Here is a 14044-nt window from a genome sequence, read left to right on the forward strand (position 1 = left end):
TGGCCGGGTTCGCCCCCTGTGGTTCCTGTCCGTGGCCGGCGTGGCCGGTTGCCGCCCTTCCCGTTTCCGGGTAAGTCGGTTGCCCCTCCCGGCGATCGGTCGAGTCCCCTTGCCCTCGGCGGCCGGCTCAGTCCGTCCGTCCCTCCGTGCGGTCGGCCGAGTCCGCTCGCCCCCGGCGGTCGGCCGAGTTCACCCGTTCCTCCCGGCGATCGGTCGAGTCCCCTCGCCCCCGGCGGTCGGCCCAGTCCGTCCGTCCCTCCGTGCGGTCGGCCGAGTCCGCTCGCCCCTCCCGGTGGTCGGCCCAGTCCGCCCGCTCCCCCGGTGGTCGGCCGGGTCCGGCGGCTCCCGCCTCGAGGCGGGTTCGAGGCAGCGGTCCTACGTTCGGCCGATGACGATCCTCGACGACCTCACGGTCTCCACAGCCGCCCCTGACCTGCGCCGAGCCGCCGCGGAGCTGCGTCGTATCAAAGAGGAAGTGAGCCGGGGACCCGATCCCGAGGCCACCCGGCGGCAGCACGCGAAGAACAAGCTCACCGCCCACGAGCGGCTGGCGGTCCTCTTCGACGAGGGCACCTTCACCGAGATCGAACCGCTGCGCAGGCACCGCGCCACCGGATTCGGCCTGGAGGACAAGAAGCCGCACGGCGACGGCGTGGTGATCGGCTGGGGCCTCGTCCACGGCCGTACCGTCTTCGCGTACGCCCATGACTTCCGCGTCTTCGCCGGCGCGCTCGGCGAGGCCCACGCCGCCAAGGTGCACAAGGTGATGGACCTGGCCGAGGCGGCCGGCGCGCCCCTGGTGTCGCTCAACGACGGCGCGGGCGCCCGCATCCAGGAAGGCGTCACCGCCCTCGCCGGCTACGGCGGGATCTTCCGCCGCAACGTCGCCGCGTCGGGTGTCATCCCGCAGATCAGCGTGATGCTCGGCCCGTGCGCCGGCGGCGCCGCCTACAGCCCCGCCCTGACCGACTTCGTGTTCATGGTGCGCGAGACCGCCCAGATGTTCATCACCGGACCCGACGTCGTACAGGCCGTCACCGGCGAGAAGATCACCCACAACGGCCTGGGCGGCGCCGAGCCGCACGCGACCGCCTCCGGCGTCTGCCACTTCGCGTACGACGACGAGACCGAGTGCCTTGAGGACGTACGCTTCCTCATCTCGCTGCTGCCGTCCAACAACCGCGAGCTGCCGCCCGCCGCATCGGCCGACGACCCCGCGGACCGGCGCACCGAGGCCCTGTGCGACCTCGTACCCGCCGAGCCGGGCCGCTCCTACGACGTCCGCGATGTCATCGGGGAACTCGTCGACGACGGCGAGTACTTCGAGGTCCACGAGGCATGGGCCCGCAACGTGGTGTGCGCGCTGGCCCGCCTCGACGGGCACACCGTCGGCATCGTCGCCAACCAGCCCGCCGTGCTCGCCGGTGTGCTCGACATCCACGCCAGCGAGAAGGCCGCCCGCTTCGTCTCCACCTGCGACGCGTTCAACATCCCGCTGGTCACCCTTGTCGACGTGCCCGGCTTCCTGCCCGGCGTCGACCAGGAGCACAACGGCATCATCCGGCACGGCGCGAAACTGCTGTACGCGTACTGCAACGCCACCGTCCCCCGGATCTCCGTGGTGCTGCGCAAGGCGTACGGCGGCGCCTACATCGTCATGGACTCCCGGTCCATCGGCTGCGACCTGTCCTTCGCCTGGCCGACCAACGAGATCGCCGTGATGGGCGCCGAGGGCGCCGCGAACGTCATCTTCCGCCGCGAGATCAACGCGGCCGACGACCCCGACGCCGTACGGGCGCAGCGCATCAAGGAGTACAAGACCGAGCTGATGCACCCCTACTACGCCGCCGAACGCGGCCTGGTGGACGACGTCATCGAGCCGGCCGAGACCCGCTCCGTCCTGATCCGGTCCCTGGCCATGCTGCGCGGCAAAAAGGCCGAAGTGCCCGCCCGCAAGCACGGCAACCTCCCCACCTGACCTGCACCTGACCTGCACCTGGCCAGCACCTGACCTGCACCTGACCTGCGCAGACACGGCGTCCACGCGGACGCGAGCGGCCGTCGAGCACCTGCACGTTCCATGGGATGCACCGGATACGGCGGCACGCCACAAGCGAGTGGCCGTCCGGCCCGGCCGGCCGGGGCGCGATCCCATCCATGGCAGCCCCGGCCGCCGCGACACCGCAGTGTTCCGGACGAAGGGATCGACAGTGGCCCGCACAGTTCCATCCGGCAGGGAGTGCGCGAAGCACCCCGCCCCGTCGAAGGCGAGGTAGATGATGCGTCGAGTTGCCATCACCGGACTGGGCGTCGTGGCCCCTGGCGGGATCGGCGTCAAGGAGTACTGGGACCTGCTCACCGCCGGCCGTACCGCCACCCGCACCATCTCCTTCTACGACCCCTCCCAGTTCCGCTCCCGGGTCGCCGCCGAGTGCGACTTCGACCCGCTGGCCGCCGGCCTCTCCCAGCAGGAGACCCGACGGCTGGACCGGGCCGCGCAGTTCGCGGTCGTCTCCACCCGGGAGGCGCTCGCCGACAGCGGCCTCGACACCTCCGACCTCGACCCGGGCCGGATCGGCACCTCGCTCGGCAGCGCGGTCGGCTGCACCACCAGCCTGGAACGCGAGTACGCGGTGGTCAGCGACGGCGGCCGCGAGTGGCTCGTCGACCACGAGTACGCGATTCCCCAGCTCTACCGGCACTTCGTGCCCAGCTCGATGGCCGCCGAGGTGGGCCGGGCGGCCGGCGCCGAGGGACCGGCGGCCGTGGTCTCCACCGGCTGCACCTCCGGCCTCGACTCGCTCGGCCACGCGGTGGAACTGATCCGCGAGGGCACCTGCGACATCATGATCGCCGGTGCGACCGAGGCCCCGATCTCCCCGATCACCTCCGCCTGCTTCGACGCCATCCTCGCCACCACCCCGCGCAACGACACCCCCGAGAGCGCCTGCCGCCCCTTCGACAAGACCCGCAGCGGACTGGTCCTCGGTGAGGGCGCGGCCGTCCTGGTCCTGGAGGAGCTGGAAAGCGCCCGGGCCCGGGGTGCGCACATCTACGCCGAGATCGCGGGCTTCGCCCAGCGCTGCAACGCGTACCACATGACCGGGCTCAAGCCGGACGGCCGTGAGATGTCCGAGGCCATCGACGCCGCCCTCGCCGAGGCCCGGCTCGACCCGACCACGATCGACTACATCAACGCACATGGTTCCGGCACCAAGATGAACGACCGTCACGAGACGGGCGCGTTCAAGCGGAGCCTGGGCGAGCACGCCTACCGGACCCCGGTCAGCTCCATCAAGTCGATGATCGGGCACTCGCTAGGCGCGATCGGCTCGCTGGAGATCGCCGCCTGCGCCCTCGCCATGGAACACGGTGTGCTGCCGCCCACCGCCAACCTGCACGAGCCGGATCCCGAACTGGACCTCGACTACATCCCGTTGACCGCCCGGGAGAAGAAGACGGACGTCGTTCTCAGCGTGGGCAGCGGCTTCGGCGGCTTCCAGAGCGCGATGGTCCTCGCGCGACCGGAAAGGAGCATCGCATGACCACGTCCACCGTGGTGACCGGCCTCGGTATCGCCGCACCCAACGGCCTGGGCACCGAGGACTACTGGAAGGCGACCCTCGCGGGCGAGTCGGGTATCGGCCCGGTCACCCGGTTCGACGCCACGCGGTACCCGGCCCGGCTGGCCGGAGAGGTACCGGGGTTCGTCGCCGAGGAGCACATCCCCAGCCGGCTCATGCCGCAGACCGACCACATGACCAGACTCGCCCTGGCCGCCGCGGAGTGGGCCCTCCAGGACGCCGGCCTCGACACCGGTGAAGTGCCCGAGTACGGCATGGGCGTGGTCACCTCGGCGTCCGGCGGCGCCGTCGAGTTCGGCCAGCGCGAGCTGCAGAACCTGTGGAGCAAGGGCAAGGAACACGTCAGCGCCTACCAGTCCTTCGCCTGGTTCTACGCCGTCAACACCGGGCAGATCTCCATCCGGCACAAGCTGCGCGGCCCCAGCGGCGTGCTGCTGACCGAACAGGCCGGCGGCATCGACGCGATCGGCCAGGCCCGCCGCCATGTCCGCAAGGGGTTCCAGGCGGTCGTCTCCGGAGGCGTCGACGCGGGCATCTGCCCCTGGGGCTGGGTCCCGCAGCTCACCACCGGCCTGATGAGCACCGAGCAGGACCCGGCCCGCGCCTACCTGCCCTTCGCCGCCGAGGCAAGCGGATACGTGGTGGGGGAGGGCGGCGCCATCCTGGTGGCCGAGGACCTCGCGGCAGCCCGCGAGCGGGGCGCGTCCCACGTCTACGGCGAGATCGCCGGGTACGCCGCCACGCTCGACCCCGACCCCGGCTCCGGGCGCCCGCCGGGCCTGGCCAGGGCGGTGCGCACCGCACTCACCGACGCCGGTCTCACCCCCGCCGGCATCGACGTCGTCTTCGCCGACGCCGCCGGTGTCCCGGAGCTGGACCGGGCCGAGGCCGAGGTCCTGGCGGAGGTGTTCGGCCCGAACGCCGTACCGGTGACCGCCCCCAAGTCCATGACCGGGCGGCTGCTCGCCGGCGGCGCCGCCCTCGACGCGGCCACCGCCCTGCTCGCCCTGCGCGACGGGGTGATCCCGCACACCGCGGGCGTCGACGCGGCCGCCGCCGACTACCCGATCGACCTGGTCACCGGGGCACCCCGGGAGGCGGACCTGCGCAGCGCGCTGGTTCTCGCCCGGGGGCACGGCGGCTTCAACGCGGCCCTCGTCGTACGCCGTGCGGCGTGACCACCCCTCGCCACACCCTGAGTCAGGCACCACCACCATCACCCAACGGAGGACCCACCGTGACCACCACCACGAGCACCACCGTGACCCTGGCCGACCTGACCCGGATGCTGCGCGAGAGCGCGGGTGAGGAGGAGGGCATCGACCTGGACGGCGACGTCCTCGACACCCCGTTCCTGGAACTCGGCTACGACTCGCTCGCCCTGCTCCAGGTCATAGGAGAGGTCCAGCGCACCTACGGCATCAGCGTCCCGGACGACGCGGTCGTCGACGCCGAGACGCCCCGTGCCCTGCTCGAGCTCATCAACTCCGGCCAGGGCAACGAAGCCTGAGCCGGACGGTGCGGGCCGCCCCGATTCCGGATCCCCCGCCGCCAGGGGCGGCCCGCACTCCTTTCCCGACCCGACTCCCCCCACGCCCCCTGGTTCCTGTCGATCCATGCCCCACCGGCCGCGGCGGTCCGCGGCCCACGAGGAGGTACCCCATGCCGCTGACGGCTGACAGCGCGGTGATCCGGAGGCTGATCGTCCGGCCGGGTCCCGCGGGAGAGGACTGGTCGCCCGTGCCGGCGTCGGCCGCCGCGGTCTCCGCGGTGCTGCGGGCCTTCGGCCGCTCCCCGCGCGACCTGCCCGTACGGACCGTCGTCTACGTCGGTGCGCACGCGCCGGATCCCGGACTCGCCCCCGAGCACGAGGGCTTCGCGGTGCGGACCGCCTCGGCGCCCGGCCGCGCCCTGCGCCTGGCCCACCAGGAACTTTACGACGGCACCGCGGACTTCGCGCTCGTCGCCGGATTCAACGAGCCCGAGGCCGGGACCATCACGGTCTACGCGGTGAAACGCGCCGCGGAGGCGGTCGCGGACGGCGACACCGTCCTCGGCACACTCGACTTCACCGCCGCAGGCCCCGACGCCGCACCGGAGCTGAAGGCCCTGGTGCACGGGCACCGCGCCACCGACCCGGGCCGGCACCGGCTGCTGCTGTGGTCGGGCCGGGACGAGCGGGACGAGCAGCGGGTGCGCGGCGAACTGCTGCCCCTGCTCTCGGCTCTGCACCACGAGGCGTTCCCGGCGCTGCCCACCACGGTCCCGTGCGGCACCGAGCCCGGACCGGTGCGCGGCGCGGCCGTCACCGTCGCCGCGCTGTCCGCCGCCACGGTGCACAAGGCGAAGGCGGTCACCGCGACGCGGCCCCGGCCCGTCGCCCTGCTCTTCCCGGGCCAGGGCTCCCAGCACCACGCCATGGCGGCCGGCCTGTACGGGCGGGAGCCGGTGTTCACCGCCGCCTTCGACGCGGCCCTGTCCCACATGGGCGACGAGGGCCCGCGGATCCGGGCGGACTGGCTCACCGACGGCCGCCCCCTGATCCCCATCGACGACGTACGCCGGGCCCAGCCGCTCCTCTTCGCGGTCGACTACGCGCTCGGCCGCATGGTGATCGGCTGGGGGGTGCGCCCCACCGCGGTGCTGGGCCACAGCGCGGGCGAACTCGTCGCCGCGACCATCGCCGGTGCCGTCGCCCTGCCCGACGCGGTCACCATGGTCATGGAACGCGTCCGCCAGGCTGTGAAGATCCCGCCGGGCGGCATGCTGGCGGTGGCGGCGGAGGAGGAACGCCTGCGCCCCTACCTCCGCGACGACGTGGCGATCGCCGCGGTCAACGCCAACCAGCAGACCATGCTCGCGGGTCCGGCCGAGCCGCTCGCCGAGATCGCCGGGCGGCTGCGGGCCGACGGCCTCACCGTCGTCACCGTACCGGCGACCAGTCCCTTCCACTCCCCGGCGATGGCACCCGCGTCCGAAGCCGTGGAGGCGGCCTACCGGGACATCCCCCTCCGCCCGCCGACGCTGCCGCTGTACTCCGGGTACACGGGCGAGTTGCTGCGCCCCGAAGAGGCACTGAGCCCCCGCTTCTGGGCCCGCCAGATCACCGACACGGTGTACTTCAAACAGGCCCTGGAGTCCCTCCTCGCCGCCGACGACATGCTGCTGATCGAGGCAGGCCCCCGGCAGACCCTCACCGCCTTCGCCCGCCGGCACCGCGCGGTACGCCTCGGCGCCAGCGCCGCGGTACCCCTGCTCCCGGGCCGCCCCGGCACGGCGGAGGCCGACCGCCAGTCGGTCCTGACCGCGGCGGCCCGACTGTGGACCGAGGGCCACGTTCCCTCCCCGGTCGCGCTCTCCGCCCTGTGGACGTGGACCGCCGACGCCAGGCACGGGAACACCCCCGCCGCCACACCGCAGCTCGCCGCCGCGACCTCATGATGGGACTGGCAGCGGCGACGGCGGTACGCGTGCTGAAGGCGATCTACGGCATCTTGGCCGCGTCGGGCCGCATGTATGTCTGGATGCCCCTGGCAGACCTGCACCCCGACCGCTCCGACGTCCCGAGCCACCACCCGGAACGCCTCCGTCCCGACCTCCCCCTGACCGACTACGAACGCGCGCTGGAACACGAGCTGACAACGGAGAGCCGGCTGCCCTGAGCCCCCTCCCACCGGAGAAGCACCCCTCGAAGTCCCTTCCGAGGGGTGCTTCTCCGCACCTCTGCTGCTGACTGGATGTGCTCGCGCTGTCCGTCGACTGCTGAGCGGCCGGCTGCTGATCAGCGGTACACCTTCACGTAGTCCGCCTGCATGGTGATCGGTGTCGAGCCCGTGGGCGCGGGGTGGTACTTGCCGGCGCTGATCGACAGGTTGAGGATCAGGTACGCGGAGAAGTTGCTGCCCACGCCGTGGCCGTCGGAGTAGACCTTCTTGCCGTTGACGTACCAGTCCACCGAGCCGGCGCCGTAGTGGGTGCCGATGGTGACCCACTGGCCGGGGGCGACCGCGCCGGAGTCGGTGTAGTAGTCGGAGCCGGAGGTGACGTGGTTGGTCAGCTCCAGCAGGTTCGGGTTGTCCGGGTGGTACTCGAAGGAGTCGATCTCACCGTTGCCGTTTTTCCAGGTCCACAGGGCCGGCCAGGCGCCGGCGCCGGCGGGCAGCTTGACCCTGGTCTCGGCGTAGTCGCCGGTCTTCACCTGGAAGCCCTCGCTGGAGCCCTCGGTGGTGAGCAGGCCGGTGGTCCACGCCTTCTTGCCGTTCTCCAGGATGTGCGAGGAGGGCTTGGCGGTGAAGGTCGCGACGCCGTTCGAGGTGGTGACGGCGCTCGGGTCCAGCCAGTCGAGCTTGTTGTCGTCCGGGTTCTGGTCGCCGTACCGGTAGGACGAGCTCTTGTCACCGACCCACTTCGAGTTCCAGGCGATGCCGCCGGAGAAATTGTCCGACCAGACCAGGGACTGGCCGGATATCGGCGAGCCGCTGTTGCCGGACGAGGGCGTGGTCGCGGTGGACGGGGCCTTGTTCACCGTGAGCGTGTGCGACGGCAGGTTGTGCCAGGCCCCGCCCGATTCCTGCCAGAAGCCGAAGACGGTGTACGTCCCGGCCGTCAGCGTGCGCGAGGCACTGGTGAAGTGCACTCCATTCGGGCATATCCGGACATTCGATGCGTTGCCCGGGAAGTCCAGATTCTTGCCGGAGGCGTCACGGACGCCGACGCCGAGCGTCTTGGCCGTGAAGCAGCTGGAGGAGTGCACGGTCAGCTGGGCCGAGCCGGCGACGCCCGCGGTCATCGCGGTCGGGCTCAGCCTGTCCTGGGTGACGGAGGTGGCGGCGGAGGCCTGGGTGGCGAACGGCAGGAGCAGCAGCGCGACGGCCGTGCCGACCACGCCCAGGCGGGCAGGAGATATGGAAGGGCGCATGGTGGGGGGCTTCCTCAACGGCGCCTGCGGGGGGAGGTGTTGTGGGGACCACGGTCCACGGTCCCGTCCCCGCAGGACTCGGCGTCCCGGCGGCTGAGGCCACCCGGGAGGACCTCCGAAGGCTAGGCAGATGTGCCGTGCGCGTACAACGAGATGTGACTCACACCGGTTGCAGGATTCGAACCTGCGACACCCGCTTGCGGGCGATCAGACCTGTCATTCCCTGGCCGTCACCTCGCCCGCGAGGAGTTCTTCGTAGTAGGCGAACGGGGCCTCGGCGCTGCATTGGAGGAGGGTGAACGCGCGGAGTTGCGGGGCGTGGGACAGTGCGCGCAGACACACCTGGAGCGCGCTGTGCTCCGCTGCCTCCAAGGAACGGGCGAGGAGGAAGAGGCCGAGCACGAGCCCGGTTCCCGTGTCGTTGTGGACGCTGACGTGTTCGAGACTCGTGTCGGCGTCGGCGTGACGTGTGACGATGTCCGCCACGTCGGCCGGAACGGCTGTTCCGGCTGCGGCCCGAAGCCTTGCGTGGACGAGGTACATGCTCAGGATCATGCATCCCGGGCAACGGGCCCATGTCACCTCAACCCTGGACGCTTCAGGCCGCTGCACAAACAGGCCAGCAAGGAGGCGGCTGAAGCGATACGCCTCGGCTGCCGTTCGACCGTGCCTTTCCGTGGAACCTCTGTATACCTGGCGCTCTTGGTGAGCCTTTTACCGAATCTATGGCTTTGTTATTCCGGCCGCCTTGGCCTGTGTGTTTACAATCCGTGCGGCTTTCAGGCGGTCAGGGGGGAACAATGCTGGAAACGCTGGGACTTGATACCTGCTCGGAACGGGTCTATCGGGCGATGCTGGCGCATCCGTCGGAGGGCGTCGCCGCACTGGCGGAGCGGCTCGGACTGAGCGAATCCGATGTCCGGCGGAGTCTCGACGTGCTCAGCTCGCTGTCCCTCATCCGGTCGTCGGCGGGACAAGAGGCCGAATTCCTGACAGTGAGCCCCGAGGTGGCGATGGAACTCCTGCTGGCCCGCCGCCAGGCGGATCTCGCCGCACAGCAGGAGCGGCTGGAAGCTTCCCGCGCGGCCGCCGCACAGCTGATCGCCGAGTACTCCATGCTGAACCGGGGGCAGGACGGCTCCGAGTCCGAGCAATTGGTGGGTGCTGATGAGATTCGCGTGCGACTTGCCAAACTCGGCGAGCAGGCCCAGTCCGAGGTCATGACCTTCGCACCCGGAGGTGCCCACACCGCCGAGGACCTGAAGGCGAGTCGCGGCCCCAATGAGGCCCTGCTCAGCCGGGGGATCCGGATGCGCACCGTGTATCTGGACAGTGTGCGCAACCATCAGCCCACGCTGGAGCACGTGGCGTGGCTGAACAGCCAGGGCGGGCGGGTACGCACCATGCCCACCCTGCCCGTCCGCCTGATCATCATTGATCGGCGTCTGGCCGTTCTGCCGACCGACACCTCCGACGCACGTGCCGGCGCGGTGGTGCTCAAGGGGACGGGTGTCGTGGCGGCGTTGTGCGCCCTCTTCGAGCAGGTCTGGACCGCGGCCGTTCCGCTGGGAGACGCTCCTTCGGCGGACTCCCGGGGACTCGCCCCACAGGACGCCGAGGCGTTGCGCCTGCTCGCGAGTGGTCTCACCGACGAGGCGATGGCAAAACGTCTGGGCGTTTCCCCGCGGACCGCGCGGCGCATCGCCGCCGATCTGATGGAACGCCTGGAGGCCAGGAGCCGGTTCCAGGCGGGCGTGCACGCGGTCCAGAACGGCTGGCTCCCGGCCGGCCGCCACTGAACTCCACGCACCGGCCCTCGTTGCCTTGCCCGGTTCTGACCACAGTGGACGCATTGTGCCAAGGTCAGTTCCGGCCATGGCCGATCTCTTCCCCTCGTACGGGCGCCGGGCCAGAGTAGAGGACGTCGGCAGGGATATTCGCGAAAGCCGACGGCAGGAATTCTGATCCTGTTTCTGACCTACTCGGGATATTCGTACGGGGGTTTGCTGTGCCTATTTCGAAGCGATTCTCCAATACTGTCGTCATCAAGTCCGCCATTCTGGTGGCACCCGTTCTCGCAACAATCGGCCTTGCTGTAATTCCCGGACACTGTCAGCCCGCCCAGCACCCGACGCGGACGAGCTCCTCCTCGGCCGTCGCCGCGTCCGTTGCTCCCAACGACCTGACGTGGGGCTCGTGAGCGCCGGTTCTCCCGGCAGCCGAAAACAGTGGACCCGCGGACTCGGACGGAGCTGATATGGCAAGGCGGACGGTCACTTCGGAGGAACTGAGCGAGCTGGTGTACCGGGCGGCGCTCCAGGATGTGAACTGGACCATGGAGTCCATCGCCCTGCGTGCCGGCATCGCCACGCCCGCGGTCGAGGAGGCGCTCGACCACCTGGAGACCGCCGGACTGGTAAGGCCCTCCCGGAACTCTCCCGGCGGATACGACGCGGTGGATCCGAATATCGCGCTGATGCGCCTCTTCTCACTGGAGGACCAGCAGCTCGCCCGCCACCAGGAAGAGGTGTCCCGAACGCGCCGGGCGATCTCCATCATCATGCGGGATTTCCTCGGCGTCAGCTCGGCCCGGCGCAGGACGGTCGAGCTGGAGACCCTGGCAACCGCGGAAGGCGTCATCGCCTTTCTGGATGACGCCGCGGCGGTGGCCCGTGGGCGCGTCTGGTCGATGTACGGGGGCGCGGCGCTCAGCGCCGACGCTGTTGACGCGATGCTGCTGCGGGACTCGGCCATGGCCGCTTCAGGGGTGGCCCTTCGGCTGCTCTTCCCGCGAAGTCACGCGAAGGACCAGATGTTCTCCGGCTACCTGGAGGAACTGGCCGGAGCAGGGGCCGAGGTGCGGCTGGCGGCGCACCTGCCGGCGTCGATGGTCGTCGTCGACGACGACCTCGCGTTGTTGTCCGTGGATCCCGAGGACGAGTGGGCCCCGGCACTGGCGGTCCACGGCCGTGACCTCGTACCGACGCTCCAGGCACTGTACGACCACTGCTGGCTCACAGCCGAGCGCTGGGACGGCCACGCCGCGGTGCAGGAGCCGGCTGCCGTGGGAGGCGAGACGCCCCTCAGCCCGGAAGAGCGGGCCATCGTGCAGTTCCTCGTGGAGGGGATGAAGGACGACGCCATCGCGCGGCGGCTCGGTGTCTCCACGAGGACCCTCAGCAGGATGATCGCCTCGCTGCTGGAGCGGCTCGGCGTGCAGACCCGCTTCCAGGCGGCCCTCGAACTCAGCCGACGGGGCTGGCTGGCCGTTTCCGGCCCCGCTCTGGCTTCGGTCTGACGGCGGGTGGCGCTTGGGTGGTGGCGGCAGGTCACGGCGCCACCACCCGGCCCGGGGTTCCGCGGTGGCCTCGGTCGATTCCCGTCCTCACCGGGTCGGCAGCGCCCTGGCGAGGGAGTGCGCTGCCTGGAGAGCGGTGTTGAGGCCGGCAGCCGGGCGGTCGGCGGCCCACGGCTGGGTGCGCGCTGCGCCTCGGAACTGGCGCCAGCAGTCGACGGGCCGGCTCCCGCCGGCGAGACGGCCGGAGCGCCACGCCTCGCGGAAGGCGATGCGGGCCCCCTTGCTGTTGCGGTGGGCGACGCGCAGTTCTGGCACGAAGATCACCTCGCCCCCTTGCTCGGCCACTCGTTCCACGAGCCCGTTGTCGCTGGCGGTGACGAGGTCGGGGAACCCGCCCGCGGCGCGGAACCGGTCCGTCCAGACGGCCGAGTTGCCTCCGGCGAAGAAGCGCACGGCGCTGTAGGGGGCATGGGCGTCGTACCTGGTGTCGTAGCGGTGCTGACGTGCCCGGGAGACCACGCCACTGTCGAAGGGCAGGACGCGGCCGGTGATCGCCGCCCGGTCGGCGGTCAGCGTCTCGCACAGCACCGCGCACCAGTCGGGCAGTGGACGTGCGTCGTCGTCAAGGAAGGCGAGCACCTGCCCGTGCGCGGCCTCGGCGGCGAGATTGCGGCTGGCGGCGGCTCCGCGCCGCACGTCGTTGCGCAGCAGACGCAGCCTGAACGGCCATTCTCCGCAGGGGGTTTCGAGTGGGCGTCCAGACGCGTCGTCCACCAGGATCACCTCGGTGATGGCTCCGGTGTCGCAGACGCGCAGCGCGTTCAGCAGGTGCAGGACGTCGGCCGGCCGGTCTCTGGTGGCGACGACCACGGAAATGTCGGGTGCGGGCTCGGCGTGCATCAGCTCTCCTGGAAGGTCAGTGGGCATGGGCAGCGGCGAACGGATCCAGGACCTCGTCAACCTCGGTGAGCAGGCGTCCGAGGGTGAGAGGCTCGTCGACAGCGGCGTCCTGGCCCTGCGGAACGGTACGGATGGTGATCAGGCCGGCGGCCCGGCGTGCGAGAGCCTCGGCACGCTCGCTGTCCTCGGCACGGACCAGGATCTGGCCGCAGCGGTCCTCCGACCAGTGCAGCGGGCGTACCGTGTCCCCTGGTTCGACCTGGATCCTGACGTCGAGGACTCCGTCGAGGGAGCGGGCCTCCTCGATGCCCTCGACGGCCACCACCCGGCCGGGCTCCGCGGTGAGGAACCGGATCGCCGCTGCGCACCCCGCCCCGGAGATGCCGGGCACGCGGAAGCCGGGGAGGGCCTGCCGGTAGGCGAGCTGCTCCATGTCCACGCCGCAGGCGATCTCGACCAGGTCATTGATCCGGTCGCCGCCGCGCCGGGCATGCGACTCGATCACGCGCGGGCCCTGGCCGGTGAGCATGATCTCGGTGTGTGCCGTGCCGTCGACCAGCCCGACCGCGTCCAGGACCTGGCAGGTGAACTCGGCGACGGTATCCGCCTGTTCCGGGGAGATCCGGGCGGGGACGACGTGGCCCAGTTCGACCACGCCCGCACCGGTGTCCTTGCCGGTGACGGCCAGGACCGTATGGTCGCCGGCGCAGCTGAAGGTCTCCACGCTGAGCTCGGTTCCGGTGAGGAGTTCCTCCACCATGAAATCCTTCAGGCCGAACGACTCCAGCCAGTCCCAGGCCGCGTCGGCCTCCTCCGCGGAGTGGATCAGACGTACGCCGAGACTGCCGGAGCCCATCGTGGGCTTGACGACAGCCGCGCCGTGGCGCCGTACGAAGTCCCGCAGGGCGCTTCGATCGGTGCCTCGCTCGACCGCCACAGGGCCGAGGCCCCGGGCGTTGAGCAGTTCGCGAAGCGCCCTCTTGTCGTGCAGGGCGCGGGTGATCTCGTCGCCGTTGCCTGGTAGCCCGAGGTGGGTGGTCAGGTGGCCGGCGACGACCTGGGCCGCCTCCGTCTGGGTGAGGACGCGGCTGAACGGTGAGGTCGCGTGCAGCGCTTCGGCGAGCGCGGTCACGGCCGGTATGTCCTGATAGTCCATCAGGTGGATCTGGGTGCAGTAGGCCACGGCCGCCGGGTCGAAGGCACTGGGCTTCTGGATGTTGACCACATCCAGTCCCAGGTCGGCGGCTTTGCGGAGGATTCCGGCCTTGCCCCCGAGGACGAGGACGCGGGGTGCTGACATGGGTGTTGCTCCCGGGTTCTTCGGATGCGTCGGATGATCGAAAG

At 70.9% G+C, this 14044-nt stretch carries 12 protein-coding genes; 8 read left to right on the forward strand and 4 right to left on the reverse strand.

Going from position 1 to position 14044, the window contains the following annotated elements:
* Positions 1-388 precede the first annotated feature (388 nt).
* From M878_RS73060 to M878_RS73080, 6 genes are all read left to right on the forward strand, one after another.
* A complete protein-coding gene (locus M878_RS73060) occupies positions 389-1978 on the forward strand; it encodes an acyl-CoA carboxylase subunit beta (RefSeq protein WP_023549567.1) in 1590 nt (529 codons plus the stop codon).
* A gap of 298 nt (positions 1979-2276) precedes the next feature.
* Complete coding sequence (locus tag M878_RS73065) at positions 2277-3545, forward strand: beta-ketoacyl-[acyl-carrier-protein] synthase family protein (RefSeq protein ID WP_031225564.1); 1269 nt, start codon at positions 2277-2279, stop codon at positions 3543-3545.
* Entirely contained in the window at positions 3542-4762 is a 1221-nt protein-coding gene (locus M878_RS73070; protein ID WP_023549569.1) for a ketosynthase chain-length factor, read from the forward strand. Before M878_RS73065 ends, M878_RS73070 begins: the two co-directional genes overlap by 4 nt.
* Positions 4763-4869: 107 nt before the next feature.
* A complete protein-coding gene (locus tag M878_RS73075; RefSeq protein ID WP_051430284.1) occupies positions 4870-5094 on the forward strand; it encodes an acyl carrier protein in 225 nt (74 codons plus the stop codon).
* A 152-nt stretch (positions 5095-5246) separates the two neighbouring features.
* Positions 5247-7025, forward strand: coding sequence for an acyltransferase domain-containing protein (locus tag M878_RS92970; RefSeq protein WP_023549571.1), 1779 nt, complete (start codon positions 5247-5249; stop codon positions 7023-7025).
* On the forward strand, positions 7022-7246 hold the full coding sequence (locus M878_RS73080; protein ID WP_158692730.1) for a DUF6059 family protein: 225 nt from the start codon (positions 7022-7024) through the stop codon (positions 7244-7246). Before M878_RS92970 ends, M878_RS73080 begins: the two co-directional genes overlap by 4 nt.
* A 119-nt stretch (positions 7247-7365) precedes the next feature.
* On the opposite strand, the gene M878_RS94645 is transcribed toward M878_RS73080, so the two are convergent.
* Positions 7366-8502 (reverse strand): glycoside hydrolase family 16 protein, encoded by a 1137-nt coding sequence (locus M878_RS94645; RefSeq protein WP_023549573.1) that lies wholly within the window; start codon positions 8500-8502, stop codon positions 7366-7368.
* 216 nt (positions 8503-8718) lie between these two features.
* Positions 8719-9045, reverse strand: a complete 327-nt coding sequence (locus tag M878_RS92340) for a hypothetical protein (protein ID WP_158692731.1) — start codon at positions 9043-9045, stop codon at positions 8719-8721.
* Between the two features lie 257 nt (positions 9046-9302).
* Here M878_RS92340 and M878_RS73085 point away from each other — a divergent pair, with 257 nt between their 5' ends.
* The gene (locus M878_RS73085; protein WP_031225569.1) at positions 9303-10301 is read left to right on the forward strand and encodes a helix-turn-helix transcriptional regulator; all 999 of its coding nucleotides are present in this window, start codon (positions 9303-9305) and stop codon (positions 10299-10301) included.
* Between the two features lie 458 nt (positions 10302-10759).
* On the forward strand, positions 10760-11800 hold the full coding sequence (locus M878_RS92345) for a LuxR C-terminal-related transcriptional regulator (protein WP_023549576.1): 1041 nt from the start codon (positions 10760-10762) through the stop codon (positions 11798-11800).
* A gap of 87 nt (positions 11801-11887) precedes the next feature.
* On the opposite strand, the gene M878_RS92350 is transcribed toward M878_RS92345, so the two are convergent.
* Both M878_RS92350 and M878_RS73095 read right to left on the reverse strand, forming a co-directional pair.
* A complete protein-coding gene (locus tag M878_RS92350) occupies positions 11888-12700 on the reverse strand; it encodes a glycosyltransferase family 2 protein (protein ID WP_023549577.1) in 813 nt (270 codons plus the stop codon).
* Positions 12701-12716: 16 nt separating this feature from the next.
* Positions 12717-14000 carry an ATP-grasp domain-containing protein gene (locus tag M878_RS73095; RefSeq protein ID WP_023549578.1) on the reverse strand — a complete coding sequence of 428 codons (1284 nt, stop codon included), beginning with the start codon at positions 13998-14000 and terminating at the stop codon, positions 12717-12719.
* Between the last annotated feature and the right edge of the window lie 44 nt (positions 14001-14044).

It is taken from the genome of Streptomyces roseochromogenus subsp. oscitans DS 12.976 (genome assembly GCF_000497445.1).
Classification (GTDB): domain Bacteria; phylum Actinomycetota; class Actinomycetes; order Streptomycetales; family Streptomycetaceae; genus Streptomyces; species Streptomyces oscitans.